This is a genomic window from Pseudobutyrivibrio ruminis DSM 9787 (assembly GCF_900218035.1).
In the GTDB taxonomy this organism is placed as follows: domain Bacteria; phylum Bacillota; class Clostridia; order Lachnospirales; family Lachnospiraceae; genus Pseudobutyrivibrio; species Pseudobutyrivibrio ruminis.
This window is the reverse complement of sequence record NZ_OBMR01000008.1, coordinates 59,509-85,873: the sequence shown is the minus strand read 5'-3', so window position 1 is coordinate 85,873 and position 26,365 is coordinate 59,509. Positions and strand designations below refer to the sequence as shown.

The 26,365-nt window shown below is 37.7% G+C and carries 30 protein-coding genes and 2 tRNA genes; 12 read left to right on the top strand and 20 right to left on the bottom strand.

Annotated elements, in window-relative coordinates; all coding sequences use genetic code 11:
• Positions 1 to 40: 40 nt before the first annotated feature.
• Positions 41 to 113 (bottom strand) — tRNA-Gly (locus tag CRN97_RS09215).
• Positions 114 to 308: 195 nt separating this feature from the next.
• Between CRN97_RS09215 and pgeF the strand changes: the two genes are divergently transcribed.
• From pgeF to CRN97_RS09195, 4 genes are all read left to right on the top strand, one after another.
• Complete coding sequence (gene pgeF, locus CRN97_RS09210) at positions 309 to 1,130, top strand: peptidoglycan editing factor PgeF (protein ID WP_097076672.1); 822 nt, start codon at positions 309 to 311, stop codon at positions 1,128 to 1,130.
• A gap of 91 nt (positions 1,131 to 1,221) precedes the next feature.
• Entirely contained in the window at positions 1,222 to 1,785 is a 564-nt protein-coding gene (locus CRN97_RS09205; protein WP_097076671.1) for an RNA polymerase sigma factor, read from the top strand.
• Positions 1,782 to 2,786, top strand: coding sequence for a DUF4179 domain-containing protein (locus CRN97_RS09200; protein WP_097076670.1), 1,005 nt, complete (start codon positions 1,782 to 1,784; stop codon positions 2,784 to 2,786). Before CRN97_RS09205 ends, CRN97_RS09200 begins: the two co-directional genes overlap by 4 nt.
• Before the next feature lie 92 nt (positions 2,787 to 2,878).
• Complete coding sequence (locus CRN97_RS09195) at positions 2,879 to 3,421, top strand: nitroreductase family protein (protein WP_097076669.1); 543 nt, start codon at positions 2,879 to 2,881, stop codon at positions 3,419 to 3,421.
• Between the two features lie 56 nt (positions 3,422 to 3,477).
• Here the strand turns inward: CRN97_RS09195 and CRN97_RS09190 are convergent, their stop codons facing one another.
• The 3 genes from CRN97_RS09190 to CRN97_RS09180 form a co-directional block, all read right to left on the bottom strand.
• Positions 3,478 to 4,740: a hypothetical protein gene (locus tag CRN97_RS09190; protein ID WP_179670728.1), complete on the bottom strand. Its 1,263-nt coding sequence runs from the start codon at positions 4,738 to 4,740 to the stop codon at positions 3,478 to 3,480.
• Between the two features lie 98 nt (positions 4,741 to 4,838).
• Complete coding sequence (locus CRN97_RS14330) at positions 4,839 to 5,039, bottom strand: DUF1016 N-terminal domain-containing protein (protein WP_242962059.1); 201 nt, start codon at positions 5,037 to 5,039, stop codon at positions 4,839 to 4,841.
• 104 nt (positions 5,040 to 5,143) lie between these two features.
• Positions 5,144 to 5,839, bottom strand: coding sequence for a hypothetical protein (locus CRN97_RS09180; protein ID WP_097076666.1), 696 nt, complete (start codon positions 5,837 to 5,839; stop codon positions 5,144 to 5,146).
• Between the two features lie 58 nt (positions 5,840 to 5,897).
• On the opposite strand from CRN97_RS09180, the gene CRN97_RS09175 reads away from it, so the two are divergent.
• Entirely contained in the window at positions 5,898 to 6,266 is a 369-nt protein-coding gene (locus tag CRN97_RS09175) for a helix-turn-helix domain-containing protein (RefSeq protein ID WP_242962052.1), read from the top strand.
• Between the two features lie 277 nt (positions 6,267 to 6,543).
• Here the strand turns inward: CRN97_RS09175 and CRN97_RS09170 are convergent.
• Positions 6,544 to 6,616: transfer RNA gene (locus CRN97_RS09170), tRNA-Gly, on the bottom strand.
• Positions 6,617 to 6,727: 111 nt separating this feature from the next.
• Here CRN97_RS09170 and CRN97_RS09165 point away from each other — a divergent pair.
• Positions 6,728 to 7,417 (top strand): hypothetical protein, encoded by a 690-nt coding sequence (locus CRN97_RS09165; protein WP_143483259.1) that lies wholly within the window; start codon positions 6,728 to 6,730, stop codon positions 7,415 to 7,417.
• On the opposite strand, the gene CRN97_RS09160 is transcribed toward CRN97_RS09165, so the two are convergent.
• From CRN97_RS09160 to CRN97_RS09145, 4 genes are all read right to left on the bottom strand, one after another.
• Positions 7,398 to 8,612, bottom strand: coding sequence for a DNA polymerase Y family protein (locus CRN97_RS09160; RefSeq protein WP_097076663.1), 1,215 nt, complete (start codon positions 8,610 to 8,612; stop codon positions 7,398 to 7,400). The two genes, CRN97_RS09165 and CRN97_RS09160, sit on opposite strands and share 20 nt — an antisense overlap.
• A gap of 68 nt (positions 8,613 to 8,680) precedes the next feature.
• Positions 8,681 to 9,070, bottom strand: coding sequence for a C-GCAxxG-C-C family protein (locus tag CRN97_RS09155; RefSeq protein ID WP_097076662.1), 390 nt, complete (start codon positions 9,068 to 9,070; stop codon positions 8,681 to 8,683).
• Positions 9,070 to 9,657, bottom strand: a complete 588-nt coding sequence (locus CRN97_RS09150) for a 4Fe-4S binding protein (protein WP_097076661.1) — start codon at positions 9,655 to 9,657, stop codon at positions 9,070 to 9,072. Before CRN97_RS09150 ends, CRN97_RS09155 begins: the two co-directional genes overlap by 1 nt.
• A complete protein-coding gene (locus CRN97_RS09145; protein WP_074790026.1) occupies positions 9,650 to 9,856 on the bottom strand; it encodes a 4Fe-4S binding protein in 207 nt (68 codons plus the stop codon). Before CRN97_RS09145 ends, CRN97_RS09150 begins: the two co-directional genes overlap by 8 nt.
• Before the next feature lie 114 nt (positions 9,857 to 9,970).
• On the opposite strand from CRN97_RS09145, the gene CRN97_RS09140 reads away from it, so the two are divergent.
• Positions 9,971 to 10,303: a winged helix-turn-helix transcriptional regulator gene (locus CRN97_RS09140; protein WP_033151655.1), complete on the top strand. Its 333-nt coding sequence runs from the start codon at positions 9,971 to 9,973 to the stop codon at positions 10,301 to 10,303.
• 47 nt (positions 10,304 to 10,350) lie between these two features.
• Here CRN97_RS09140 and CRN97_RS09135 read toward each other — a convergent pair whose 3' ends face one another.
• The 4 genes from CRN97_RS09135 to CRN97_RS09120 form a co-directional block, all read right to left on the bottom strand.
• Positions 10,351 to 11,148 carry a Cof-type HAD-IIB family hydrolase gene (locus CRN97_RS09135; RefSeq protein WP_097076770.1) on the bottom strand — a complete coding sequence of 266 codons (798 nt, stop codon included), beginning with the start codon at positions 11,146 to 11,148 and terminating at the stop codon, positions 10,351 to 10,353.
• 7 nt (positions 11,149 to 11,155) lie between these two features.
• Positions 11,156 to 11,815 (bottom strand): methionine ABC transporter permease, encoded by a 660-nt coding sequence (locus CRN97_RS09130; protein WP_074790022.1) that lies wholly within the window; start codon positions 11,813 to 11,815, stop codon positions 11,156 to 11,158.
• Positions 11,808 to 12,827, bottom strand: coding sequence for a methionine ABC transporter ATP-binding protein (locus CRN97_RS09125; protein ID WP_097076660.1), 1,020 nt, complete (start codon positions 12,825 to 12,827; stop codon positions 11,808 to 11,810). Before CRN97_RS09125 ends, CRN97_RS09130 begins: the two co-directional genes overlap by 8 nt.
• Before the next feature lie 100 nt (positions 12,828 to 12,927).
• Positions 12,928 to 13,818, bottom strand: coding sequence for a MetQ/NlpA family ABC transporter substrate-binding protein (locus CRN97_RS09120; protein ID WP_097076659.1), 891 nt, complete (start codon positions 13,816 to 13,818; stop codon positions 12,928 to 12,930).
• A 236-nt stretch (positions 13,819 to 14,054) separates the two neighbouring features.
• On the opposite strand from CRN97_RS09120, the gene CRN97_RS09115 reads away from it, so the two are divergent.
• Together CRN97_RS09115 and CRN97_RS09110 are read left to right on the top strand one after the other, a co-directional pair.
• Positions 14,055 to 15,290 carry an immunoglobulin-like domain-containing protein gene (locus tag CRN97_RS09115; RefSeq protein ID WP_179670727.1) on the top strand — a complete coding sequence of 412 codons (1,236 nt, stop codon included), beginning with the start codon at positions 14,055 to 14,057 and terminating at the stop codon, positions 15,288 to 15,290.
• Between the two features lie 35 nt (positions 15,291 to 15,325).
• A complete protein-coding gene (locus tag CRN97_RS09110; protein ID WP_097076657.1) occupies positions 15,326 to 15,853 on the top strand; it encodes a hypothetical protein in 528 nt (175 codons plus the stop codon).
• A 48-nt stretch (positions 15,854 to 15,901) separates the two neighbouring features.
• Here CRN97_RS09110 and CRN97_RS09105 read toward each other — a convergent pair whose 3' ends face one another.
• Positions 15,902 to 18,307, bottom strand: a complete 2,406-nt coding sequence (locus CRN97_RS09105) for a glycoside hydrolase family 3 protein (protein ID WP_097076656.1) — start codon at positions 18,305 to 18,307, stop codon at positions 15,902 to 15,904.
• Between the two features lie 236 nt (positions 18,308 to 18,543).
• Here CRN97_RS09105 and CRN97_RS09100 point away from each other — a divergent pair, with 236 nt between their 5' ends.
• Complete coding sequence (locus CRN97_RS09100; protein WP_097076655.1) at positions 18,544 to 18,741, top strand: hypothetical protein; 198 nt, start codon at positions 18,544 to 18,546, stop codon at positions 18,739 to 18,741.
• Positions 18,742 to 18,753: 12 nt separating this feature from the next.
• Here the strand turns inward: CRN97_RS09100 and CRN97_RS09095 are convergent, their stop codons facing one another.
• From CRN97_RS09095 to CRN97_RS09075, 5 genes are read right to left on the bottom strand one after another with little or no spacing between them, the layout of a single operon-like run.
• On the bottom strand, positions 18,754 to 19,596 hold the full coding sequence (locus CRN97_RS09095; RefSeq protein ID WP_097076654.1) for an SAM hydrolase/SAM-dependent halogenase family protein: 843 nt from the start codon (positions 19,594 to 19,596) through the stop codon (positions 18,754 to 18,756).
• A gap of 1 nt (position 19,597) precedes the next feature.
• Entirely contained in the window at positions 19,598 to 20,449 is an 852-nt protein-coding gene (locus CRN97_RS09090; RefSeq protein WP_090479403.1) for an SAM hydrolase/SAM-dependent halogenase family protein, read from the bottom strand.
• Positions 20,450 to 20,464: 15 nt separating this feature from the next.
• Positions 20,465 to 21,298: an energy-coupling factor transporter transmembrane component T family protein gene (locus tag CRN97_RS09085; protein WP_097076653.1), complete on the bottom strand. Its 834-nt coding sequence runs from the start codon at positions 21,296 to 21,298 to the stop codon at positions 20,465 to 20,467.
• Positions 21,288 to 22,997: an ABC transporter ATP-binding protein gene (locus CRN97_RS09080; RefSeq protein WP_097076652.1), complete on the bottom strand. Its 1,710-nt coding sequence runs from the start codon at positions 22,995 to 22,997 to the stop codon at positions 21,288 to 21,290. Before CRN97_RS09080 ends, CRN97_RS09085 begins: the two co-directional genes overlap by 11 nt.
• 60 nt (positions 22,998 to 23,057) lie before the next feature.
• On the bottom strand, positions 23,058 to 23,618 hold the full coding sequence (locus CRN97_RS09075) for an ECF-type riboflavin transporter substrate-binding protein (RefSeq protein WP_097076651.1): 561 nt from the start codon (positions 23,616 to 23,618) through the stop codon (positions 23,058 to 23,060).
• Positions 23,619 to 23,834: 216 nt separating this feature from the next.
• On the opposite strand from CRN97_RS09075, the gene CRN97_RS09070 reads away from it, so the two are divergent.
• Together CRN97_RS09070 and CRN97_RS09065 are read left to right on the top strand one after the other, a co-directional pair.
• Positions 23,835 to 24,590, top strand: coding sequence for an amidohydrolase family protein (locus tag CRN97_RS09070; RefSeq protein WP_028235459.1), 756 nt, complete (start codon positions 23,835 to 23,837; stop codon positions 24,588 to 24,590).
• Between the two features lie 12 nt (positions 24,591 to 24,602).
• Positions 24,603 to 25,100, top strand: a complete 498-nt coding sequence (locus CRN97_RS09065) for an ECF transporter S component (RefSeq protein ID WP_097076650.1) — start codon at positions 24,603 to 24,605, stop codon at positions 25,098 to 25,100.
• Between the two features lie 192 nt (positions 25,101 to 25,292).
• Here the strand turns inward: CRN97_RS09065 and CRN97_RS09060 are convergent, their stop codons facing one another.
• On the bottom strand, positions 25,293 to 26,360 hold the full coding sequence (locus CRN97_RS09060) for a Fic family protein (protein ID WP_090477963.1): 1,068 nt from the start codon (positions 26,358 to 26,360) through the stop codon (positions 25,293 to 25,295).
• Between the last annotated feature and the right edge of the window lie 5 nt (positions 26,361 to 26,365).

Genomic DNA, 26,365 nt, shown 5'->3' with positions numbered 1-26,365 from the left:
AGGTCACCCATTTGGATGACCTCATTTTTTATATTAAAAGAGCGCGAGACGGGACTCGAACCCGCGACCCCCACCTTGGCAAGGTGGTGCTCCACCAACTGAGCCACTCGCGCATATCTGTTGTTTCCTCAACAACAAAATGTATTCTATAGGATAACCCCCTATAAGTCAATACAGTTTTTTAAAGTTGCAAAGCTTACTTTTTATCGGTTGATTTTCAGAAAATTCAAATATCTATTATTCTGCTTTTCAAATCTCTATATGCTATACTCAATTGTAAAGTATCTAGATAAAAAGGCGGTTTAAATATGAACTTAGAAAATAAAAATGGTGTTTCCTTTCTTACATTTGATTCTTTCAAAAAAGCCGGTGTTAAGCACGGTTTTTCCACTCGAATAGGCGGTGTAAGTGAAGGTGTATTTGATTCATTGAATTTAGGTTTTAATCGAGGCGATTCCGATGAAAACGTACGTGAAAACTATCATCGTATCGCAAATGCGTTAGATATGAATTATGACCGTATGTGCCTGTCAAAACAGACTCATACAACTAATGTAATTGTGGTTGATGAAAAGGATGCAGGAAATGGACTTATCAAACCACTCCCTTACGATGATGTAGACGGACTCATTACAAATGTAAAAGATATGCCACTTGTGACATTCTATGCTGACTGCGTTCCTTTATTTTTCTACGATCCTGTAAAAGAAGTGGTCGCACTTTCTCACTCAGGATGGCGCGGAACAGTCGGTAAAATTGGCAAGGTCACCATCGAAAAAATGTGTGAAGAATTTGGCTGTGATAAAAACGATATCCTATGCGGAATCGCACCAAGCATTTGCAAAGATTGCTATGAAGTAAGCGCAGATGTAGCCAATGAATTTATAAAAGCTTTTGGTGAAAAACATAAATCCGAATTACTCCGTCCATCTACTTTTAATCCAGATGATAAAGATAAATACATGCTAGATTTATGGGCTGCATGCCGCCTCGTTTTCCTTGAGGCAGGCATTCCTGAAGACCACATCGAAACCACAAATTACTGCACGCGCTGCAATCCTAAGCTTTTTTATTCCCATAGAATCATGGGTGCAAATAGAGGTAGCCTGGCTGCTTTTATTTCGCTTTAGTCTTTCTTTTTTATTAAACTGTAATAATCTCATCTTTTTTACGGCTATATAAGTGTAAGGCGCTTACAAATGAATAAAAAGGGGGACACACATGAAAGACGAGGAAATAATCGAGCTTTATTTCAAACGTAACGAACGAGCCATTGAAGAGACAGACATCAAATATGGCAATTACCTTGAATCAATTGCAAACAATATTCTTAATGATGATTTAGATGTTGAAGAATGTTTAAATGATACCTATTTAAAAACTTGGGATAAAATCCCACCTACAAGGCCCAAAGTCTTCAAAGCTTTTTTAGCTAAAATTGCAAGAGAACTTGCTTTTGATAAATACAGAGCAAGTCGAAGCAAAAAGCGTGGAAATGGTACCATGCACGAGATTCTTGATGAACTGGAAGAATGTATTCCAGCTTCAAATGGCGTAGAGCAATCCATTTTAGGACAGGAACTTGAAAATATAATAGCAGATTATGTCAGATCCCTTCCTGAAAGGGAAGCGTTTATCTTCCTTAGTAGATACTTTTATGCCGATGATATTACTACCATATCCAAAAAATATGGTATATCAAAGAACAATGTATCAGTAATGCTTAGCAGATTGAGAGCAAAGCTCAGAACACGTTTGGTAAAGGAGGGATATTTGGCATCATGAAAAAAGAAAATTTATTTTTAGCATTTAACGGTGTAGATGACATTTTAATTACTCAGTGTGCAAGATATCAGTCCGGTAAAAAGATTGTAAAATTTAATAAACGGCTGTCAGTGGCAGCTTGCATATGCTTAATACTCATAACTACCATCACTGCTACGGCAGCAATACGTCATTTCTGGGGTCATGGACTCAGCAGCTATTTTAATGCTACCGACGAACAGCAACAAACTCTTACAGAACAGGGACAGGCAATAGTATTTTCTGAAGAAGACGATTATTCAAAATATGCCATCACGGACAATGGAATCACTCTTACTCCAGTAGCAATTGTTGCCGATGATAATAAGATTAATCTTACATTGAAATACTCAGGTGTTGAGATAAACGAAGGCTGTGAGCCAAACATCAACGTTGATGATATTTATATACAAGGCTACGAAGGGGACAGCTTTGGATACGGCATGGGAATCAGAGATGATGAGTTTATCTTTAATATCGATGGAACAGATTCAATTGATTCTGAAATGTCCCTAACCGGCAAAACCATACACTTAGAATTAAGCGATTTTTCTATTGTGAATAGTGATTTCTCAGAAAATAGTTTAGGTGGTACCTGGGTATTTGATTTGCCTATTCCAGAAGTAAGTAATGCTCTTGTAATTGATTTAAACAACTTTATCCCTGAGTTTAATTGTGAGGCTACTTCATTTAAAATCAGTCCTATTTCTGCGGAGATTCGCTACACTATTACTGACGATGTAAAAGATAGCTGGTTTGGTACTCCAATGGATAAACCTCGCGTACCTTATATTACAAGTTTAACCTTAGATGACGGTACAGTAATTGATTGCAGGGAATGCGATAATCTAAATAGCATTGATGGAGATAATAACACCGCTATTTTTTCTTTGGAATTCAATAACATAATAGAACCTAGCACTGTAAAATCAATTGAATTAGAAGATATTAACGGAAATACTGCTAGTATTTCTCTTCATTAGCACCAATACATTGATTTTCAGAGCGGTTGTGATACAATTCAATTGATTGCAACCAGATATTAATTATAGACACTTTCACTAGGAGGGTTATTATGGAATTCCAGCAGGTTATTGACGCTAGACAGAGCGTTAGATCATTCAACGGTAAGCAGGTTTCTGAGGAAATCCTACGCGAGATGGTATCAGCTGCATCAGCTGCACCTTCTTGGAAGAACACTCAGACATCTCGATACTACTGCATTTCTACTCCAGAGCAGGTAAGCAAATTCAGAGAGACTGTTTTACCTGATTTTAATCAGAACAGCACAAAAGAAGCAACAGCATACGTTGTTACTACATTCCAAAAGAATGTTTCTGGATTTAACAAAGCTACAGGAGAGGCCGACAACGAAGTTGGAAACGGCTGGGGTGCTTATGATCTTGGTTTACACGATATGTTGCTCTGCGCAAAAGCTGTTGAACTTGGTGTAGACACACTTATCATGGGCTTAAGAGATGCTAAGGTTGTTGCTGATTTCTGTGGCATTCCAGAGGATGAGCAGGTCATGAGCATCATTGCTGTTGGTTACAGATCTGAATCTGTTACTAGGAAGCCACCTCGCAAGAATATTGAAGATATTGCGAAGTTCATATAGTTTTAAAAAGAGATATCCGCTGTGGATATCTCTTTTTTTATTGCCTGATTAAAATCCTAATCTATAGAATAGTACTCTTGTGATAACGCCTCCGGGATATCTTCTTCTTTCAAAATTTCATAACATGAATCATAATCTACAATTTCTGATAAAGATGCTTCATAGCTTTCTATAATCGATTCATATTCTTCTCCAGTTATCTCTTGTCCATCCAAATAATACTTGTTTTCTTTTAATTCTCCGTCTTCTGTAAACGTTATATCTGCCTGCATTCCTTTGTCTAATGTCATTTTTCCATTAGCTAGAGATAGGTAAAATCGATATTCACCAGCCCCACCATTTCTATAATAGTTATATGAAATCATTCCCAAATTTTGTAATAATTCAAAAGAACCATACGAACCATATTGCGGAAAACCATCTATAGCCAATGAAACCACTTCATTATCTCGATAAGAGTAAAGCAACGCCCCGTCATTATGTGCATTTCCCTGAAAAACTGCAAGTTCATAAGTGTTATCATTATCAATCGTTATTAATGCTACACGAAGAGGTTCATCTACATCCTGAAGCATTCCCTTGAGCAATTCGCTGTATGCTTCTACTTCAGGATGATTTGATTCCTTCGATGGATCATCAATTTCAACCTCGCCTGAACGTAAGAGTTCTAATGACTCTTCATTTAGTATGTATGTAGTGTTTGAACTATTATTTCCCGACCAGCCAGTAAACTCTCCTTCAATAACAGAGTCATAATAATTGTTATACTCATCTTCATTAACTTCTTCACCCTTTACATAATAAGAAAAACCTAAAGACTCTCCTTCCGGACATTCTTCATACGATTCGCAATGGGTTGATAATTCACCTTCATCATTAAGATATCCATACCAATTAGAACAAATGCCTAAATTATAATTACTCTCATTTAATACATTTTTTCTTGGTATATAACTAATACTATTATAGTGACCAATCGGACCACTACTTATAATATTTCCATCCACATATTTTAATATACAAATATCAGAGGTATTAGCCAATAACTTAGTCCAACCAATAATAAGTTCTGGAATATAATCCTCGTCTATATATACTAGAGAAAATGCTAACTTAGTTTCGTATGTCTCGTACTCACCAACTTCAAAACCTTCATATAAAGGATTATTCTCAAGATAATCCGCATAGGCATTATAGACATTCTGTAGATTATTATCCTCTGAATCATCAATTCCTTCTACAATAGTATTAGTTTCGCTTTTACTATCTTCCTTTACCAAAACTGCATTTCCACAGCTAGTTAATACTGCGCTAGCCATGCATATTAGTAATAGTTCTTTAGCCTTTTTATAGTACATTTAAATAAGCCTCTTAATTTTTTATTTTAAACTCAAGTCTATTTCCTCAATATTATACATTACCAAAGGCTCGTGTTGTGAGTCCAACTCACTAAAAAAGACCAATTCCCCTTTATTGTCAATTGTCCAATCGGCGATTGGACAATTTGAGAATCACGTTCTTTATATACCAAGTAGAACTGTCGCATACTCGCCACATTGCTTCTCGAAAAACCACGACCATAGTTATTTGTTAAATATTCTGAAAGAGAATCAAAAATCCTTCCGATAAGTTTTTTGACATGATTATATGCTCCCTCCTATTGTAACCATAAAAAAACAGTACCGCAAATACGATATTGACTATTTCATTGTCGAATGTAAATCAGAACAATGCTCTTTTAACCCGGTTATTAACACTCTTAATCCAAGTAAAGATTCTACTTATTGGACTATGTTTTGGTGCGATTTTATTATTCTTGTCAACAGCTTGTAGAATATTGTCATTGGTAGAGTGTACCCTATAATCATAAGTTTTTATAACTGATAATGCCGGTCTTATTTTAATTCGTTTACAATAATTATTTTGTATATGGTATCCCCCTACAAATTGTCTTGTACCATCTGTAAGTCTTTTATAATTGTTATGTCTAAGCTGAACGTTTCCATCATTATCAAGAGATATAATTCTCCAAGTATCTTCTTTATATTTGATTGTCAATGTATTTTCAAATATAGAAGTAGTCATCCTATTAGTAACGTATATATCTCTAAGAACTTTAGTGCTTAAAAATGTATTATCAAAAAATGTACAATATCTTTTATAGTTTTTAGGATCTGTAGCTCCAATCCTAAGATATGCTTTGGTGGCGCAAGCCTTACACTGTGATAACTTTTCATCGTATTCATTCAAACATATAATATCTCTATCAGGATATTTTTGTATAAGTTTACATGTTTTATCATGTATTGAATTATCAGTAATCAGTCTAAAAAACTTGATTTTCTCATCACTCAATACTCTATGCCGCCAATCACTTTCTAAAAAGACACCATGATAACTATTATTTGTTTTGCTCATCGTCCCTCCTTGTATACCATTGGTATATTGATTGTATATTATTCCATTGGTATAATCAATGTTAAATTCAGGAGGATTATTGATGGCCGAGCTAAATATAAAAAGATTAATTGAATGTAGGGAAAAAAATGGAATTACAAAAATGGAAGCTGCAAAAAGGATGCAGCTTTCGCAACCAGCATATTTAAGATACGAGTCAGGAGAAAGAACTCCTTCAATTCAAACGATTAATGTAATTGCAAATGTTCTACATACATCGGTTGAATATTTGACCAATCAAACCGACGACCCAAGTCCAGTATCTTATACAATATATAAGGCATCTGATCCTGAATTATTCGAGCTAATTAGTCAATGCAAAGATAAAGAGCGTAATATAATAAAAAGGATTCTTGCATATGCAACAATGTTAGAAACTAAGCCATAGAATCAAGTAGGGAAACATCTCGTCAAATTGCGCGAGACGGGGTGCGGGTGTCCGGTGGACACCTCTGCGAAGCAGAAGCACCGACCGAGCCGGCAGGCGAGACCTCGAACCTTCGAGGCCCGTATGGGCCTACGCGCTCGACGGGATTAAGGAAGCATCACGATTTCTCATCGCAAGCTCGATAAATCGTGATAGGTCGTCCCGTCTCGATGTAAAGTGCTCTTTAATACAAAAAATGAGGTCACCCATTTGGATGACCTCATTTTTATATTAAAAGAGCGCGAGACGGGACTCGAACCCGCGACCCCCACCTTGGCAAGGTGGTGCTCCACCAACTGAGCCACTCGCGCAAATCTGTTGATTGCCTCAACAACAATGGTTATTCTATAGGAATTCCAAGGATAAGTCAAGCACTTTTTACACAATTGTTTATATTTTTTTATAATGCTAAAATCATAGATATGAAAGCACAAGAATTGGCCAGAGAATACATTCAAATCAAAGATGATAATGGCAAAGTAATCGGCTGTGGTTTTAATCAATCATGGCTTAGTAATACTGACCTTAAAGGCCTTAGCAATCAAGGTTGCGGTATGATTTCAGCAATCGATTGTGGCCTTTATCTTGCAAATAACACTTCTATTTCTATGCACGATTATCTCCAGCTGTGTCATCAGTTTTCCACTGCTATCGTATTTACGAAGTTATTTACAAGGGAATTCTTCGGCACAATTTCCATTGGCATTCTACCATTTCAAATATGCAGATATATTAATTCCATGAAATCCATTCAAATGAAAGCAAAATGGAATGGTATTCATGGCCATAAAAATATGCTTTCCACCATGGAAGAAATGCTTAGCAACAACATCCCTGTCATCTGGGGATTGTATCGATATAATCGCAGAATAACACTCTATTCCTATGATTCTATAAATGATACATATAAAGCTACCGCATCTACTAATAGTCACTACGTAAATGCGATAGCTATTATTCATAATGATACCCAAATCCACAATACAATGATAAAAGTTTCATCCTGGGGACAAATCTTCTATATAGATTATGATGAATATCTTGCATATGTAGGCAATTCAATCATAAGCAAGTATTGCTCAAATATAGTGGTTATTGATTCCGTCTGTTGATATTTTTGCTAGTATCAATGGTGCTTGCGCGCTGCACTGCACCATTGCCAAATTTTCCTCTTATAGAATCCAGCGTAGAGTCCAATGCCTTTCTCTTCTCTTTATTCTCATCCTGAAATAACGACATCTGCTCAAATCCATCTCTTTCTATATCTGATAGCGACAGTCCCAGCAACCTGAGAGGCTCTCCATGCCAGCTTTCTCTTATTAGCTGCTTAGCAGTTTCAAAAATAATATCTGTTACATCTGTAGCTTCCGGAAGCTTTTTCTGATGTGATTTGTTTACAAAATCGAGGTTTCTAAATGTTACACCTATGCATCTACATTTTCCCTCATCGGCTCTCATACGTGCTGCGACTACATCCGTCTGAGCCAAAAGCAGACGGTTGATACTTTCTATATCTACTAAGTCTTCTTCAACCGTTGTTTCTGCAGAATATCCCTTTGCATCCTCAGTCTCCTGAAGCACTGGAGAATCGTCTATTCCATTAGCATAATTATGAAAATGTATGGCCCCGCGTTCTCCAAGAAGCATTACTAATTGCTCTACTGGATATTTCGCCAATTCACCAATTGTATATATTCCTAGGCTCCTAAGCCTTGCTGATGTAGATTTGCCGCATGTAAATAAATCCTCCACTGGTAAAGGCCACATTTTGCTTTCTATTTCATTTGAAAATAGAGTGTGCACCTTATTTGGCTTTTCAAAATCGCTAGCCATTTTTGCACATAATTTATTAGAAGCCACCCCCACATTAACAGTAAATCCAAGTTCTTTATAGACTCGATCCTTTATTTCATAAGCTGTTGCAATTGGATCTGGATAAATAAGATTCATGCCAGACATATCCAAAAATACTTCATCGATTGAAAAAGATTGCATCGTAGGGGTATATTCCTGGCATATTGCTTTGAAAGCTCTGGAACATTTTACATACCAATCAAAATTAGAGCCTGCAATTACAAGATTAGGACATTTTCTAAGAGCACTGGAAACAGGCTCCCCAGTAACAATCCCATATTTCTTTGCAGGAATTGATTTTGCCGCTACAATGCTTCTTCTAGAATCTGGATCACCACCAACTATGGATGGAACTTCACGCAAATCAGGCCCACCATTTTTTAGCATTTCCACCGCAGACCAAGAAACAAAAGCACTATTAACATCAATATGAAATATTAATCTATCACTCATATAAAAAACCTCTAGCTTTATATTACACCATTATAAGCTAGAGGCAAACACATGTTTTATATTATTTTTTATATCTCCACAGTCTCTCCCAGAGAAAGCACTGCGTTTCTGACACAATCAGGACAATCGCAGAGCACCTGCCCTGTTGTGATTCCCTTTAAATCCTTGCAGATTGTAGCGCCACACTTTTCATTAAACTTGCTTACGATTTCCTTAGAGTATCTAGGTGTGCCCTTTCCGTCAGTAGCCATGCCCGCTACCATGACAGCTCCAATAAGAGCACCACATGTGCTCTCCATACAGCCCATACCTGCTGCAAAACCAGCAGCCAGCTTTGTAAGCTCCTCTGGAGAAATATCCATTTTATCTTCAAATACCTTAAGTACAGACTGTGTGCAATTGCACTGTCCTGTTGCCTTTAAATTAGCAGCTATATCAGCTCTTTCCTCTATTGTCATTACTTTGCTCCTTTTTCTTTTAACTGACAAATGCCCTGAGTCATGGTTCCCATAGGGCAAAATGTACACCAGGTTCTTTCTTTATATAGTACCATTACTATAAGTCCAATCAAAGTAGATGTAAGCATCAGACTGTAAAATCCGTATCCAAACTGAGCTACCCAATCAGGGAATACACTTCCTGAATATGCCCATTTCCAAGGTACTTTGAAAGTCCAAAATAGCTTTATAGCTTTTCTAAGTGTGCCAGCACCTGCAAAAACTTGATATGTTTGGAATATCATGGTTCCAAACATAGTCATGAAAAATGTTAAGAATCCATATCTAAACCATTTTGAAGAAAGCCACTTTGGCGCAGGCTTCTTTCTCGAACATCCTACATTTCTTCCTAATACCCAAAACAGCTGGCCTCTACCGCACATATTATTGCAGAACCATTTGTTGCCACCTACTATTGCAAATATCAGCGGCAGGATAAAATCAATTAATCCTAGCCATGCAAATAAAATATTAAAAAATCCTAGCGCGAAATAGATGATGCTCCAAATCCAAAGGTAATTGTACCAATGCTTTTTCTTTTTAGCCATTTATCACATCCCTCTCTTTCACTTCGATAACACTTGCGGGACATGCTTTAGCGCACAATCCGCAGCCCACACATAGATTTTCATCTACAGTGGCATAACATCCTTTGTAGATGGATATAGCTTGCCTCGGACACTGCAGCCTACAAACACCGCAGGCAACACAGCTTGCTACATTTACACTTGCTTTTTTCTTTGCCATTTAAACTTCCTTTTACTTTTTACTTGTATTTTTTAACCGATATGCCTATTATAGATGGTACAAAAAACTTATCAAGTACGCAATTTTTATTAACCTAGTAAGGAAAAACTGACTATGAAAAAAGAACCATTATGTGATGAAATCGCCGGAGAAGGCTGCGGATTAAAGAAAGTACTTAATATTGTAGGTGGCAAATGGAAAATCATGATTTTATGTGTCATCGACAATAACGAAATTGTAAGATATGGAGATTTGCGCCGCTCAGTATTTGGGATTACAAACACTATGCTGGCTCAATCTCTAAAAGAATTAGAAAACGATGGATTGGTTCATCGCACTCAGTACGATGAAATGCCAGTAAGGGTAGAGTACACTCTCACTGACAAAGCTAAATCTATGATACCTATTCTTCTGCAGCTAAAAAAATGGGGAGAGGAAAACCTGTAAAAAAGAGCACTCCAATCATTCGGAGTGCTCCTTCTATTTATTCATAATTATTGAAAATCAAAATCTTTCAAAACCTGATATACGCCCTTTTCAGCCCATGATGGACATATGTTATTTGCATGCTCTTTAACAACATCTGGGGCAGATGCTACTGCATAGCTATGCTTTGCAACATCAAGCATACCAATGTCGTTATTGTTGTCGCCAAACACCATTGTTTCCTCTGGTGAAATATCAAAGATTCTTTGTATAAAGCCAAGGGCTGCGCCTTTATCAACTGACTTATCCATACAGTCAATCCAGTCTTCTCCAGCCATTGTAGCCTTTACTTTGTCTTTCCATTCTGGAATGATTTTGCCCTCACCAAGGTCACGAATAGATGGTCTATTAAATGCTGATATTTTGATAATCTTTTTGCCGGCTGTAAGGATATCTTCTACTTCCTCTACGTGATTACGATATCCTTCGGTGAGAAGCTTGATAAAGCTTTCATCATTTCCTGGCTCAATATAAGTAACGCCAGGGCCTTCCCAAATAATGTTGCAGCCTGGTGTTTCTCTGAGTTCATGTGTAAGTCCCTTCACGTATTCCCAGTTCATTTCTGCAACGTGAATATCCACACCTCTACATTTAACGTGCGCGCCATTACTTGCTATGAAAATCAAATCATCTTTGATTTCATCAAACATTCTTTCAACGCTGGTAGATTGTCGTCCACTAGCAATGCAAACAATGATGTCCTGTTCTCTAAGCTCTTTTATCTTTTCAATAAACTCAGGATAAATTTCAGATGATCCATCTTTAACTAATGTACCATCTACATCTGTGGCGATTAATTTGATCATATTCAAACTACTTTCTCTTATCTAAATTACTAGCAACTTTCATTCCAACATTTTGAATAATCTGGAATAAGATAATCAAAAGAATAACCGTAACAATCATAATATCTGTCTGCCATCTGTAATATCCGTAACGAACGGCGATATCGCCAAGTCCGCCACCACCGACTGTACCAGACATTGCAGAATATCCAAGGATATTTCCAGTTGTGATTGTAGCACCAACAATAAGAGAAGTACGTGCCTCAACAAGCATTACCTTAAACACGATATCCCAGTTGCTAGCGCCCATTGACTTAGCAGCCTCAATAACACCTGGGTCCACTTCATTAAGAGAAGATTCAACCATACGTGCAATATAAGGTGCAGCACAAACTACAAGAGGAACAATTGTGGCTGTTGAGCCGTAGCTCTTTCCAACAACAAATCTTGTAAATGGAATTAATAAAATAAGAAGAATAAGGAATGGTATTGAACGAACTACGTTACATATAACATCCAAAATTCTATAAACTACTCCGTTAGGTTTAAGGCCATCCTTGCTTGTGACCTTAAGAAGAATTCCAAGTGGTAATCCTAAAACATATGCAATTAGAGTAGAAACAATTGTCATGTAAAGAGTATCGCGAATACCCTCTAAAATCATATTAATAACCTGTGAATCAAACATCTCCAGTCACCTCCTCAATTTCAAGGCCTCTTTCCTTAAGATAAATAATGATATCCTCCTGAAGCTGTTCATCCTCTGGAAGTCCAAGAATCATTTCACCCTTTGCAAAACCGCCAACATTCTTTGTGTCTGCACGAAGAATGTTAACTGCAGTCTGGAATTTTAATACCATGTTTGCAATAACAGGCTCGAAAGAAGAGTTCTCCGTAAATACGATTCTGATCTTTCTTTCGCCATTGAGAGTCTCTACTGTGCCACCAGACTTTTCGCTATCACCACGAAGGATAAGCTCTCTAGCCGCACTTGACTTTGGATGATTAAATACATCCTCTACAAATCCATTTTCAACAACCTGGCCCTTTTCAATGATTGCAACCTTGTTACAGATTTCAGATACAACTGACATCTGGTGAGTGATTACAACGATTGTAATACCATACTTTTTATTGATATCTCTAAGCAACTCTAAAATAGAAGCTGTTGTCTGTGGATCGAGGGCTGATGTTGCCTCATCACAGAGAAGAATTCTAGGGTTGTTTGCAAGAGCTCTAGCAATAGCCACACGCTGACGCTGACCACCTGAAAGCTGAGCTGGATATGCCTTTGCTTTGTCGGCAAGGCCTACTACTTCAAGTAATTCCTTTGCTCTTTTTCTGGCATCTGCTTTTGAAACCTTCTGAAGACGAAGTGGAAAACAGATGTTATCCAAAACATTTTTCTGCATAAGAAGATTGAAGCTTTGGAAAATCATAGCAATCTGGCTACGCTCAGCTCTAAGCTCAGCCTCTGAAAGCGCACCAAGATTCTTGTCTCCAATCCAAACCTCTCCGCTTGTTGGTCTCTCTAAAAAGTTAAAGCATCTTACAAGGGTACTTTTACCAGCACCTGACATACCGATGATTCCATAAATATCACCTGTTTCAATTGTAAGATTAATGTCTTTTAACGCATCGACCTTTGTCTCTGACTGATCGAAGGTTTTCGATAAGTTTTTTACAACAATTTCGTTCATATTTTTTCCTTTATTTTTAGTAATCAAAAGTAAAAACAAGTGTAGTAATACTACACTTGTTTAGATTAACCTTTGTCTTTATATTGGTCAAGTATACGACTTATTTTTCGTAGAATACTACTGCTCCATCATATGTATCCTCGATGAATTTCTTGATTTCATCAGACTTAAGTACTGATACAAGAGCCTGAATCTTTTCGTCGTTCTCATGTCCTTCGTATACAGCGATGATGTTTACATATGTCTCAGCTGCAACTGAATCTGAAGCCTCATATGCGATTGAATCCTTAGCAACTGAGTAGCCTGCCTCAAGTGCATAGTTACCATTAAGAACTACATAAGAAACCTCACCAACTACACGTGCTACCTGAGCTGCTTCAAGCTCCTGGAATTCAAGGTTGTATGGGTTCTCTGTGATATCGTTAACTGTTGCCTCAAGACCAACGCCATCCTTTAATGTAAGAAGACCATTGTCCTGAAGAAGTAAAAGTGCTCTAGCTTCGTTTGTTGTGTCGTTTGGAATTGCAATAACATCACCATCTTCTACATCATCAAGTGATGACTTTGTGCCAGGGTAAATTCCGAATGGCTCATAGTGAATATCACCAGCATCTACAAGATGTGTTCCGTGCTCCTCGTTGAAGCTATCAAGATAAGGTACATGCTGGAAGTAGTTTGCATCAAAATCCCCTGACTCTACAACCTCGTTTGGCTGTACATAATCTTCGAATACTGTAACCTGTAAATCGTATCCCTGCTCTGCAAGTAATGGCTTTGCAGCTTCAAGAATCTCTGCATGTGGTGTAGCCGATGCTGCAACTGTGATTGTCTCAAGATCAGCTGTTGACTCAGCAGCCTCTGTGCTTTCTGTTGTCTCCTCTGATGATGTGTCTGCAGCTGCATCTGAGCTTCCGCAACCTACAAGTGCCCCAGCCAATACAACACCTGCTAATGATACGCTAGTAATCTTCTTTAATAAGTTGTTTTTCATATTTGTCTCCTCCTTCAAGCCCATTATTTATATTGGGGTTTTGTTTCGTATTTGTTTATGAATGAGACTTTAACACACCATAAACTTCACTTCAATACGGTTCATTATACCTAGATTTAATAGCTAGCTATCAATTTTATTTATAACTAGCATTTTCTTTTACGAATGCTTTGTTTTTAAGGGAAAATGAACTATAATTTTTTTTAATTAAATATATATTTATAGGTAGAATGATTATGAAAAAGAAAATATTTATTATTTTTATTCTAACACCTGCAATTCTATTTGTTACTACCGCTATCATCCTTGGAATATACGTTACAAACCACTCGGACCTTGTATATTCCGAAGTTTTTGTTGAAGCCGGTACCTCAGATTGCGATGTAACAGAATTTCTAAAGGATCCAACCACTTCCGCAAGGTTTTCAGATGATTCTGTTTTTGATCCAAATGTACCAGGTGATTATGAGCTTACTATCATATGTACGAATTCAAGAGGAAGGGAACGCTCCTTTACCTCCACCTTGCATGTGCAGGATACCACAGCGCCTACTGTTACTCTTTCAGCAGACTCTATCGATATGTACACCACAGCTGATGTTCCAACCGCCGCTGATTTAGTTGAATCTGTAAACGATGTGAGCAACTGCACCATTGATTTTGCCGAATCATACGACTTTACAACAGAAGGCTCATTCGATGCCACTATAGTTGTCACAGATGCATCTGGCAATCAAACCACTGCAACTATCCCTTGTACCGTTAGGAAGGATTCCACACCACCTGTTATTACAGGTGTAGAACCAATTGAAATCACCCAGGGCGATACAGTTTCTTATAAAAAGAATGTAGAAGTAACCGATGATTTGGACGAGAACCCTACTCTTGAGGTAGATAGTTCAGAAGTAAACGTAGACAAACGTGGCACATATAATTTGACATATATCGCCACAGATTCTGCTGGCAACACAACCACAGAAACTACAACTGTAAAAATAGTCTCCGCTAAAATTGCCGAAGCCACAGAAGAAAACGTTAATGCAATGGCTGATGAAGTTCTAGCCGAAATTATTACTGATGAAATGACAAAAAAAGAGCAAGCAAAAGCTGTTTTTGATTGGGTAGTTGACAATATTCAATATTCCGAGTCAGCCGGAATAGATGACCTCTATTCTGCGGCCTACAAAGGTCTTCATAACCGTATCGGTGATTGCACTGTTAAGCAGAAAACCGCCGAAGTCATGCTCAACAGGCTCGGCATTAAGAATATGGAAATCGAAAAAATACGTGATTTTCGCGGACACTACTGGTTATTAATTGACATTGGTGAAGGATGGTATCACTTCGATCCAAACTTACAACTGGATGGCACAAAAATATTCTATTGGCATGACGCCGACCTATGGGAATACTCAAACGCCCACAACAACACGCACAATTATGACCCTAGCAAGTATCCAACTATTCAGTAGCAAATAATGAATTTACATAAAGGAGAACTAACAAAATGAGAAACAAAATTATCGCATTTGCGTTAATCGCAACTACTGCACTTTCACTTGTTGCATGCGGAGGTTCTAGCGACACAAAAGTCATCGAATCAAGCAACACTACATCCACTACAGAAGCATCAAACAGCGGCTACGTATTCTCATACAACGGCACAACAATCCCTGTAGATGCCGATGCAGCACCTATCGTTGAAGCACTTGGCGAGCCAAACTCATACTTCGAATCACCAAGCTGCGCCGCCGAAGGCATCGGAAAGCTCTACACATACAACGACTTCGAAATCCAGACATACCCAGATGGAGACACAGACTTAATCCTCTACGTACTCCTTCGTACAGACAATGTAGCCACAGCCGAAGGCATCGACCTCTCAAGCTCTCGAGACGACATCATCGCAGCCTACGGTGACCCAACCGAAGAAGCTACCGGCTCCATGAAATACGCAACCGACACAATGACTCTCGTCTTCGTATTCGACGGCGACAGCCTCGTATCCATCGAATATGACAGCCTCAAGAATTAAAGCAAAAGGACACCTTTTTAACTAGGTGTCCTTTTTTCTTGCCCGAAATTAGTCGAACTTCAAAATTGTATTTAATATTCTCTTTGCATTGAGCTTTAACTGTTCATGGTCAAGAGCGCCCTTTTCATCAGCGGCCTTCAAGCGGTCTGTGTAGCCATTTCCCATTTTAAGGTCGTTGCCTGCATTTGACTCTTTGTAATGCTCGCCTCTTGTCCACCAGTCAGATGTAACCATGCCTTCAAATCCCCACTCATCACGAAGGATTCCTGTAAGCAAATCGTGACTCTCAGAAGCACGCTCACCATTGATTGCGTTGTAAGCACTCATGATTGTGTATGGCTTTGCAGTCTTTACAACGATTTCAAAGGCTTTGAGATAAATCTCTCTAAGAGCTCTCTCTGAAACTCGTGAATCACTGTGTTTTCTGTTTGTCTCCTTATTGTTGCATGCAAAATGCTTAACCGATGCACCAACATTGTTGCTTTGAATACCATTTACCAAAGCTGCTGCAAGACGTCCTGCAACAATTGGGTCTTCAGAATAATACTCGAAATTTCTACCACAAAGTGGACTGCGGTGAATGTTTATTGCAGGAGTTAGCCATACAGCCAGGTTGTTTTCTTTAAGCTCCTCGCCTCCTGCTTTTCCTACCTTTGCAAGAAGATGCTCGTTCCAAGTGCATGCCAAAAGTGTTGAACATGGAAATGCTGTAGTGAGGATTCCTGTCTCTGGTGCGATTCTAACACCGGCTGGACCATCTGCTGTCATTGCGCTAGGCACACCATATTCTGGAAGATTTCCAAATCCAAAAGTATTTGCAACACCTGTGTTAGGCTGACCACCCACTAGGTTCATTAAATCTTCTAGCGAAAGCTGGTCAACGAATTCATCTAAAGTAATTTTGCCCTCAGCAACTTCAGCAAAAATGTGTGCATCCTTTTTAAATGGAGTAGTCAGGCAGTAGCTATCTCTGCTACGTACAACTGGTGTAAGGCCTTCCTCTGTACCAGGCTCCATCTTTGTAATAACGCTTTCGTTGATATCCTTATGCTGGCCCTGAGGAAGCGCCTCATAAGAACCATCAGAAAGCATTCTTTCTTTTAACTCAACTGGTGCAAGCTTGTGAGAAAGCTCCTGTATAACCTCATCTTCCTCGTTGTTCCAAACCAAATCTACCTTTGCCACATCCATTGAATTATTGCCAAGGCAGAATCTGTACTCACCTTTTTCAAGTACATAGCTTGCATCCCTAACCTTGCCTAAATCATCAAATGAAGACATCTGATATTTACTTACAGATAGAGAAATAATCTGGCTCTCTCCTGGCTCTAAGCACTTTGTCTTTGCAAAATCTCCAAGCTCTCTAGCCGGCTTGAAAAGCTTGCCCTGTGGCGCACTGTAGTAAAGCTGCACCACATTTTTGCCAGGCTTATCTCCTGTGTTTGTAACCTTTACTGTGAAATAGAATGTATCATCACAAAGTGACATTGAAACAATGTTGCTTTCAAAGCTGGTGTAGCTCAATCCGTATCCAAAAGGATAAATAATCTTTTTATCTGCTTCTGGAATTGTAAGGAAATATCTATATCCTACGTAAATATCTTCGTTGTAATTAACGTAATCAAATGACTCATGGAAGCCTGCTGTAGAAGGATAATCCTCAAGTTCACCAGCAAATGTATCTACAAGACGACCAGATGGATTTACCAAACCAAGGAGAACTTTGGCTGCTGCATCGCCGCCTTCCATACCACCCTGGCCCATGTAAAGAGCGGCATTTATTCCACCCTCTTTAAGCCAGCGAAGGTCAATTACTCCGCCAATATTCAGTACTGCAATTACCTTCTTGAAATTCTTCTTTACTGTAGCAACAAGCTCTTTTTCCTCCTTCGTGAGATAGAAATCACCATCAGGGAAAATCTCTCCTGCAATCTTTGGCATGCTTGTTTCTGTCTCCCAAGGATTGTACTCATTGTTGCATTCTACATCGCTTCTGTCCCAGCCTTCGCCAGAAAAACGATTAATCAAAATAACAGCTGTATCCGTAAATGCGGTAGCACCCTTTACCAAATCAGCCGAAACCTTTGGCTCAGCAGTCATACCTGGCACTCTGCCATTTTCATACTGCTTTTTCAAATCATCTCTATAGAAATCTATTAATGGCTCGTACACTGATACGCCATTAGCCTTCAAGCCATCATAAAGACTATGTACGTATTTACAATATACATCACCTGAGCCACCGCCACCTTTTACATAATCAACACTGGCCTTACCGAACAATGCCAATGGCTGCTCCTTTTTCAGAGGAAGAATTCCATCGTTTTCCAAAAGAACCATTCCCTCTTCCGCAGCTTTTCTTGACAATGCAATATGCTCATCACAGCCTGTAACTCTTCTATCTCCATATAAAGGAAGAGAAGGCTGATATAGTAATCTGGACCATTTTTGCATAATATAACCTCCCATTAATAACTATATTTACCTTCTCATATTAGACTTAAGTATTAAGTTTTTAAAGTGTTTTATTTTAATTGAAGTGAGATTTTTCGGCGGGGATTATCACAATTATTCTCAGCTAGTAATCATCCAATTTTCAGCTCATCTTCACTTTGCTCGCATATGCCTTTCAGACAAAGAATCCATAATATCTCACGGTATTTAGTAATAGCTGAAAAAGGATTTAGATTATGGATGTTTCAAATATCTATTTGTTAAAAGATGCCTATGGCTCAAAAATAACCACAGGCACCTCATTTATGTCGGCATATCAAAAGGCTGCTTCAAATCCAAAATGTTCCACAATTGAAAAGGTCAATGTAGACAACAGTAGCATGAACAAGGTGTCTACTGTATGGAAAAGCAGCAGCTTTGATGTTTATGTTTGATTGAAATTTATCTTATGAGATTTTTGAAAATCTGATTTTCCAAGGGTCTCTTGTTCCGATATTATAGGCCTTGGCAAAGCTTCCCTGGTTTATTGCAAGAGCCATATAATCCATTGAATTAGCATATATTAATGCTTCTCCAATTTTAACATCAGCAAAGGTATTAACATACTGCACGAAAGAATGGTATATGGTTGTTTCCCCCCTGGTAATTGTCACGTCCACCAAATCACCAGCCTTAAATGGCATCTTTTCAAAGGCTTCTCGTCCAATATTTGTCCACAATGAGCCAAATCGTACATCTAAGGTTTCAATATTTCCTTCAATGAAATCTTCACCAATTTCTGGATACATGCCTTGCATTATGACGATTTCTTCTACAGGTATCTCTGATCCAATATCTTCATAAGAAATTTGACCTGAAGCAAGAAGGGCTCCCGTGTAGCCATACACATCCCTTCCATGGAACGTATATGAATTCTCACTATTCTTTCTCCTTCCAACTTCCTCACTGATTTCTCTTACCGACTCAATACCAATTACACGGCTAACATGTGATATGGAGCCATTATCAGGAGTAACAATATACTGCCCTCTTTTTGTTTTGACAACAATACTTCGTCTTTCACTTCCAACACCAGGGTCTACTACTGTAACAAAGACAGTTCCCTTTGGCCAAAATGGAACAGCCTGAAACAATCTGTAGGATGCTTCAAAAGTGTCAAAGGGTGGTATATCGTGAGTAAGATTGTAGATTTTAAGAGTAGGCTCAACTGATAGTGCTACTCCGTACATGGCAGCAACGGCACCGTCTGATAATCCAAAATCGCTTTGAAAAACTAATAACTTACTCATATCATTTTACCTTCCTGATTTCTATAATATATTCTGGTCCAAAGTAAACCTTATATTTTTCCATAAAGCTTCCCTGTGAAAGAGCAAGTGACACATTCATCAATTCATTGTTGTAAAGAATAGCATCACCCTTTTTTACATCTCCAAAGGTTTTACCAAATCTGGTAATTTGGTCATAAAGCTTTTTTCCATCCTTAGTAACAGTTATTGCCACATCATCTCCATAGGAAAAACCATTCTCAAACATTTCTGCCACAGGAATATTCGACCAGCAATTTCCAAAATTGGGGTCATCTATTTCTATTATCCCCTTGAGATATCCCTCGCTGCCTTCAGGTGTTGAAATATCAAGTGTTACAATATCGTCTACACTATATTCATTGCCAACCTGCTCATAAGAAATTATTCCAGAAGCCAATCTGGCACCACAATAGCCGAACAAATCTCTTCCGTGAAATACTGATGTTCCTTCTGTTTGTTTTAAGCGATTTATACTTTCATCAATTTCCCTGACCTCTTTTATTCCGTGCTTTGCTTTTATATGGGTGAGTGCTCCATTATCTGGTGTAACAATATAATATCCGTCATTAGTCAGTGCCACACATGCCTTTCTACTGGTTCCAACTCCAGGATCAACAACACTGACAAAAACTGTTCCCTTAGGCCAAAATTGCACATATTGCTGCAATCTATAGGAAGCGGACCATATATCATATTGTGGGATTTCGTGGGTAGCAGTCACTATTTCAACATCCCTTGAAACACTGCGCACTGCCCCGTACATTGCAGCTACTGCCCCCTCCTTATATGTAAAATCTGTTTGAAAAACCATAATTGGTAAAACTTCCTGCATCACTTTTCCTCCTAATTATATGAATGGGTTGTAATAGATACTTTTATTAATAAAAAATCTCACCCATAATGTAAGTAAAAATATTAATAAACAAATCAATATTCCTATATAATCAACCTTTCTCAAAGGCTTGGCTGCATACCAGGTTCGCTTTTTATGCTTTCCAAAACCACGCAAATCCATTGCATTAGATATTATGTCAATTCTATCCATGGTTGTCATAATAAGAGGTACTAAAATGGCAGCTACATTTTTTATTCGCTCGGAGGTTTTTGCTTTTTTACTCATATCCAGACCTCTAGCCTGCTGAGCTAGTGATATTGTGTTATAATCACTTGCCACATCAGGAAAATATCTAAGGGTCAAAGACAATGAGGTACATATTTTATAGCTTACACCTATTTTATTTAGTGAAGATGCGAATTCACTTGGATTGGTGGTTAATATGAAAATAATACCAAGCGGTATTACAGACAGATATTTCGCCGTCTTGGTAATCTGGTAAAAAAGCTGTTCTACTGTAATGTCATAATTTCCAAGGCCATTAACTAAAACGTGCTCTGTACCATATATCTCAACTCCAAACTTTGGAGCAAATAAAAAGGTCAGAATAAAATTAAATACAAGAAAAATCCCTACATAAATTAGCATCATTTTGATTTGAGAAAACCGTATTTGAGATATTTTCATCATTGCATAGGAAAATATCATGATGCCAATAATTATTCTAATATCATACGTAGCCATAATTGCTGTTGTAAGCAGCAAAAAACATATAAGCTTTGAAAGTCCAGACATTTTATGAATAAGGGTATCAAGACTGCTGTAAGAAAAGACCTTAATTTTCATTTCTTCTAACCCTCCTGTCATAATGAATAAAACACTCCACAAAGCTTAATGGATCATCAATTCCAGCCTTCAACGCTAAATCAAATAATGAGGTTTCCTTTAGATTTGCCTTTTCTGTTAAATCTAGGTCACACAATACCTCATAGGATTTTTTGTCTGCAAGCTTCTTTCCATCACATATAACTATTGCTCTATTTGTGTATTCAAGCATTAAATGCATGTCATGGGTTATTAGCAGAATAGTCTGCCCATTCTCATTTAGCTTTCTAAGGAATTCCATAATTTCTGAATAATGGAAGAAATCCTGCCCTGCAGTTGGCTCATCCAAAATAAGTATTTTAGGATTTAATACCAAAATCGAAGCAATCGTAACCCTCTTTTTTTGTCCAAAGCTTAAAGCACTTATTGGCCAATTTCTAAATTCATATAATCCACAGATTTTTAGAACTGCATGAACCTTTTCTTTTATTTCGTCCTCATCAACATTCCTTATTCTAAGACCAAATGCAACCTCATCAAAAATCATTGTCTTCGAAATCATCTGATTAGGATTTTGCATTACTATTCCAATATACTCGGCTCGCTCAGAAATAGAGTATTGTGATAAGTCTTTGCCTTCCATGAGTACAGTGCCCTCGTCAGGCTTTATGAACCCACAAAGAATAGAAGAAAGCGTTGTTTTTCCGGCTCCATTTTTGCCAACTATACTTACCATTTCTCCTTCATTAATTATCGCATTTACGTTTTGAAGAATTGGTCTTTTACCGTCATAAGAAAAGGATATGTTTTTAATTTCCAAAAGTGGTGAATTATTTTCCTTTTGTTCCCGGACATGATTTGATTCATACCAGCTTCTAATTTTGTCCTTGCATAGTTCTACATTAAAGGTTTCCAAATATGCAGGCTTCAGTTCAGGCACAATATCAATCTTGGCATATTTTGCTGCAGTCAAATACAAAGGCTCTCGTATACCGTATTTTTGCAAAATATCGCTGGAAAGCACATTATCTGGAGTGTCGTCCATAACAATGGAGCCATCATTCATCACTACAATCCTGTCAACCTTTTTGTGTAACACATCCTCCAAGCGATGTTCTATTATGATGACAGTTTTATCATTTTGGGAAATGGAATCAATAAGCTCAATTGCTATTTTTCCAGTCTTAGGATCAAGGTTCGCAAGAGGTTCATCAAAAAGAAGAATGTCTACATCATCAACCATAACTCCTGCTAATGATACCCTCTGTTTTTGACCTCCACTTAAATCGTGGGGATTTTGGTTTAACAGCTGCCCCATATCAACAATGTTGGCAATTTTCTGCACACGTTCATGCATCAGTGATTGCTCAACCATATCGTTCTCTAGGGCAAAGGCAATATCTTCGCCAACACTTAGTCCAATAAACTGTCCATCGCTATCCTGAAGAACCGTTCCCACATGATTGGACAGTTCAAATAAGCTGGAATTTTTATTTTCTATTCCATCCACAAATAGCTTTCCATCTATCTTTCCCTTGTGGGCAAACGGAATCAGTCCATTTATGCAGTTGCCAAGAGTACTTTTTCCTGAGCCAGAAGGTCCAAGTATCAGTACCTTTTCCCCTTTTTTAATTTTCAAATTTATGTTTTTAAGGGTGGGCTGACTCTGTTCAAAATACTGAAAGCTATAATCTCTAAATTCTACTAAAACATCATTCATCAATACTAACCTCAATAAAAAATAGGGAAGGCCTCTCAGCCTCCCCCTTTATTTCTTAGCTTAATCTTCTTTTGCCAGGCTTCCTTTTTTTGTTTTTGTAGCAGAATAAGCCTTCAAAAGTATAATGCCTACGATTACAGAAACAATGGCATCCACAACAAAAGCTGTTGCTCCCTGAATGAATACTTTATTTGCTGGCTCGCTATATAAAACAATATCAAGGACAGGCGCAACCAGAATCCAAGCAATTGCATTGGCTATTACAACCCATACTGTAAAGAAAATGATTTCTGTTTTTCCAAATCTTCCTTCTTCTACTGCAGATGATACTTTCTTTGCCGCAAATCCTGAAATAAATCCGCTAACACCTGATGCCACAACCCAGCTCCACCATGGTGAGCCATACTGAATAAAATCAGAAAGTGCATGTCCTACAAATGCTACCAAAAGTCCTGCAACTGGACCAAACAAGGCTGCAAAAAAACTAGATACGCCATAAGCAATCTGCAGATTAGTCTCTGGCACTGGAGAAGGCACCTTTACAAACATAAATAATACTAGGAATAAGGCCGCACCTAATCCAGTAGCAACAATTGTTTTTGTAGAAAAATTATTCTTCATTATTAATTCCCCCTTCTTATAATCTTGTAGTAAATATAAATCTATTCTACTATCTGGTCAACTGTTTATATCTCAGGAAAAAATGAGAATGATTTATAAATTATATTTATAACGAAGTCCTTTGAAACTGACCCCTAAAAAATAATCAAAACTAGATATTTCAAAGTGCACAGGAATCATATAATATTTTCTCCAACAAAAGGAGGAGAACTTGTTATGTATGAATTTACTGATTTTAAAAAGATTGATATGCACTCGCATATTGGAACTTGGGGTAATCCATTTAACTTTAGTGGGGATATTAATTTAGTTATTGATTTGATGGATAAATTTAATATAGAAAAGACAGTCTTATGCCCTTCTGATTCTTCTAAAAACGCGGATATTCTAGAAGCTTATGAAAAAGCTAAAGACAAGATTATTCCAGTGCCTTGGGTTGATTGCACAAAAGAACAAGCTGCCTATGACGAACTAGAATATTTAATTCGTGATAAAGGCTGCAAGGGGGCAAAGATACAATCTTTATTCGATGGCTATGCTGCTGATTCTCCAATAGTAGATCCAGTAGCTGAAATCTGTGAATCCTATAATGTGCCTTTCTTTGTGCATTCAGGACATGAACCTTTCTCATTGCCTTGGCAGATAGGGCTTTTAGCAGAGCGACATCCAAAATGTAAATTTGTAATGCTTCATATGGGGCATGGCCATGGAATATATGTTGAGGCAGCTCAGACTATTGCTAAAAGATATAAAAATATATGGCTTGAAACTTCAGGCACTTCAATGACTGCTCAGATTTTCAATGCTTATAAAAACGTGGGAAATGACAGAGTTATGTTTGGACTAGATACGCCATTTCATGCACCAGAGGTGGAAATCCAAAAGATTCTTTCTTGCCCATTAAAAGAAAAGGATTATGAGAACATATTCTATAACAATGCAAAGAACTTTTTAGGATCACTTTTAGATTAGGGGGATACATTCATGGAAAAGACTAGATATAATCAAAAAGATATTGCTGTAGTTGGGCTTATGATTGCTTTAGTATTTATTGGGACCTTTTATTTTAAGATTCCAACAGCCTTTGGATACACTCATTTAGGGGATTGCATGATTATTCTTGCAACATGCCTGCTCGGTACCAAAAAAGGTGCTATAGCGGGAGCATTAGGCGCTGGCCTTGCCGATTTTATCGGCGGATACACAGCTTGGGTATTGCCTACAATGGCTTTTAAAGCAGCCTGGGTCCTTGTGATGGGATTTATTGCATTTAAGTTATTTAAGAACTTTAAATACAACCTTTGGATTGGAGCTATAATTGGAGGACTTGTACACATAGCCTTATATACACTTATAAAAATACCAATGTTTGGCCTTGCTTATGCACTATCTACTCTTCTAACCCTTAGCCTTCAGACATTAAGCGGAATAATACTTGGAAATATCCTTTATGGATTGATGAAAAACAAGATTGGATGGTAAATATTCCACTTTATGCAGTATGTAACATGTAGTCCATATAGTAATATTGATACTTCCAATCACTATATTTCAGATAAGGAAGCCAGGATTGATGCCAAGGAATTGGCGCGAAAATAAAATTGACTAAACTAGATTATCAAACAAAAGAGTTCAAATGCCATTACATTTGAACTCTTTTGTTTGAGTTTGAACTTACCAAATAGATTCACTCTTTTGTACATAGAATGACCCTTTTCCTTCACCGTGTTTATCTATAAAGCCTTCTTCATTTAGCTTTTTTAACGCATTAAACACCGATGTACGACCTACGCCAGGACAATTGGCTAAAACATCCGCTGGAGTAAATTTTCCAATTTTAGTTTCTACATACGCCTTAACAACATCATATGAGGAACTTTTTACACCTGTATCATCCATCACACCAACACGCTCCTCAAATTCTAAATATGATGCAAGTACTACCTGTAACATATATTTTATAAATGGTGTTGGATCATTTTTCTCTTCATGCCAGCCGTAATCAATTTCCTGAAGAACGTCATAATACACATCTTTTGTCTTTTCAATTTGCTTTTCTATACTGATATATTTTCCAACAGCATATCCATTTTTATAAAGCAACAGCAATGTTAATAATCTACTCATTCTACCATTACCATCGTTAAATGGATGTATACACAGAAAATCGCAGATAAAGGCAGGTACTAATATCAACGGATCTACAATCTCTAGAGCAGCAGTTTCTGCATAACTCCTACAAATATCTTCTATTGCTTTAGGCGTCTCATATGGTGGAACTGGTGTAAATCTGATTACTTCGCTTCCATCTGGTCGTGTTTCTTTGATATAGTTCTGAGTATTTTTGAAACTGCCCCCATATGTAAAACCTGCATATTTTAGCAAATCTCTGTGCAGCTGTAAAATGTGATTAGGAGATATATCTATATATTCATAACTTTCGTGTATGGTGTTCAAAACATCTCTATAACCAAGAATTTCTTTCTCATCCCTGTTCTTGGGTGTTGTTTTATCGTTTACTAGCTGTTTAATTCTTGTACTAGTTGTAACAATTCCTTCAATGCTATTAGATGCTTCTGTACTTTGAATCCTGGCAATTTCAATTAGACGATTTAATTGAGCAGGCTTCTGACGAACAAATAAGTCCTGTCTTCCCTTACATTCATGAATTTTTGAGCACAAAAGCAAGATGTCATTATCCCACGTTTGCTGGCTCAGTTTTTTATAATCAAAATTCCTCATAATGA

What these genes read in the sequence shown, in the direction of transcription:
- pgeF (WP_097076672.1), top strand. Translation starts at nt 309, where the DNA reads ATGAACTTAGAAAATAAAAATGGTGTTTCCTTTCTTACATTTGATTCT.
- CRN97_RS09205 (WP_097076671.1), top strand. Translation starts at nt 1,222, where the DNA reads ATGAAAGACGAGGAAATAATCGAGCTTTATTTCAAACGTAACGAACGA.
- CRN97_RS09200 (WP_097076670.1), top strand. Translation starts at nt 1,782, where the DNA reads ATGAAAAAAGAAAATTTATTTTTAGCATTTAACGGTGTAGATGACATT.
- CRN97_RS09195 (WP_097076669.1), top strand. Translation starts at nt 2,879, where the DNA reads ATGGAATTCCAGCAGGTTATTGACGCTAGACAGAGCGTTAGATCATTC.
- CRN97_RS09190 (WP_179670728.1), bottom strand. Translation starts at nt 4,740, where the DNA reads ATGGCTAGCGCAGTATTAACTAGCTGTGGAAATGCAGTTTTGGTAAAG.
- CRN97_RS09180 (WP_097076666.1), bottom strand. Translation starts at nt 5,839, where the DNA reads ATGAGCAAAACAAATAATAGTTATCATGGTGTCTTTTTAGAAAGTGAT.
- CRN97_RS09175 (WP_242962052.1), top strand. Translation starts at nt 5,898, where the DNA reads ATGTTAAATTCAGGAGGATTATTGATGGCCGAGCTAAATATAAAAAGA.
- CRN97_RS09165 (WP_143483259.1), top strand. Translation starts at nt 6,728, where the DNA reads ATGAAAGCACAAGAATTGGCCAGAGAATACATTCAAATCAAAGATGAT.
- CRN97_RS09160 (WP_097076663.1), bottom strand. Translation starts at nt 8,612, where the DNA reads ATGAGTGATAGATTAATATTTCATATTGATGTTAATAGTGCTTTTGTT.
- CRN97_RS09155 (WP_097076662.1), bottom strand. Translation starts at nt 9,070, where the DNA reads ATGACAATAGAGGAAAGAGCTGATATAGCTGCTAATTTAAAGGCAACA.
- CRN97_RS09150 (WP_097076661.1), bottom strand. Translation starts at nt 9,657, where the DNA reads ATGGCTAAAAAGAAAAAGCATTGGTACAATTACCTTTGGATTTGGAGC.
- CRN97_RS09145 (WP_074790026.1), bottom strand. Translation starts at nt 9,856, where the DNA reads ATGGCAAAGAAAAAAGCAAGTGTAAATGTAGCAAGCTGTGTTGCCTGC.
- CRN97_RS09140 (WP_033151655.1), top strand. Translation starts at nt 9,971, where the DNA reads ATGAAAAAAGAACCATTATGTGATGAAATCGCCGGAGAAGGCTGCGGA.
- CRN97_RS09135 (WP_097076770.1), bottom strand. Translation starts at nt 11,148, where the DNA reads ATGATCAAATTAATCGCCACAGATGTAGATGGTACATTAGTTAAAGAT.
- CRN97_RS09130 (WP_074790022.1), bottom strand. Translation starts at nt 11,815, where the DNA reads ATGTTTGATTCACAGGTTATTAATATGATTTTAGAGGGTATTCGCGAT.
- CRN97_RS09125 (WP_097076660.1), bottom strand. Translation starts at nt 12,827, where the DNA reads ATGAACGAAATTGTTGTAAAAAACTTATCGAAAACCTTCGATCAGTCA.
- CRN97_RS09120 (WP_097076659.1), bottom strand. Translation starts at nt 13,818, where the DNA reads ATGAAAAACAACTTATTAAAGAAGATTACTAGCGTATCATTAGCAGGT.
- CRN97_RS09115 (WP_179670727.1), top strand. Translation starts at nt 14,055, where the DNA reads ATGAAAAAGAAAATATTTATTATTTTTATTCTAACACCTGCAATTCTA.
- CRN97_RS09110 (WP_097076657.1), top strand. Translation starts at nt 15,326, where the DNA reads ATGAGAAACAAAATTATCGCATTTGCGTTAATCGCAACTACTGCACTT.
- CRN97_RS09105 (WP_097076656.1), bottom strand. Translation starts at nt 18,307, where the DNA reads ATGCAAAAATGGTCCAGATTACTATATCAGCCTTCTCTTCCTTTATAT.
- CRN97_RS09100 (WP_097076655.1), top strand. Translation starts at nt 18,544, where the DNA reads ATGGATGTTTCAAATATCTATTTGTTAAAAGATGCCTATGGCTCAAAA.
- CRN97_RS09095 (WP_097076654.1), bottom strand. Translation starts at nt 19,596, where the DNA reads ATGAGTAAGTTATTAGTTTTTCAAAGCGATTTTGGATTATCAGACGGT.
- CRN97_RS09090 (WP_090479403.1), bottom strand. Translation starts at nt 20,449, where the DNA reads ATGCAGGAAGTTTTACCAATTATGGTTTTTCAAACAGATTTTACATAT.
- CRN97_RS09085 (WP_097076653.1), bottom strand. Translation starts at nt 21,298, where the DNA reads ATGAAAATTAAGGTCTTTTCTTACAGCAGTCTTGATACCCTTATTCAT.
- CRN97_RS09080 (WP_097076652.1), bottom strand. Translation starts at nt 22,997, where the DNA reads ATGAATGATGTTTTAGTAGAATTTAGAGATTATAGCTTTCAGTATTTT.
- CRN97_RS09075 (WP_097076651.1), bottom strand. Translation starts at nt 23,618, where the DNA reads ATGAAGAATAATTTTTCTACAAAAACAATTGTTGCTACTGGATTAGGT.
- CRN97_RS09070 (WP_028235459.1), top strand. Translation starts at nt 23,835, where the DNA reads ATGTATGAATTTACTGATTTTAAAAAGATTGATATGCACTCGCATATT.
- CRN97_RS09065 (WP_097076650.1), top strand. Translation starts at nt 24,603, where the DNA reads ATGGAAAAGACTAGATATAATCAAAAAGATATTGCTGTAGTTGGGCTT.
- CRN97_RS09060 (WP_090477963.1), bottom strand. Translation starts at nt 26,360, where the DNA reads ATGAGGAATTTTGATTATAAAAAACTGAGCCAGCAAACGTGGGATAAT.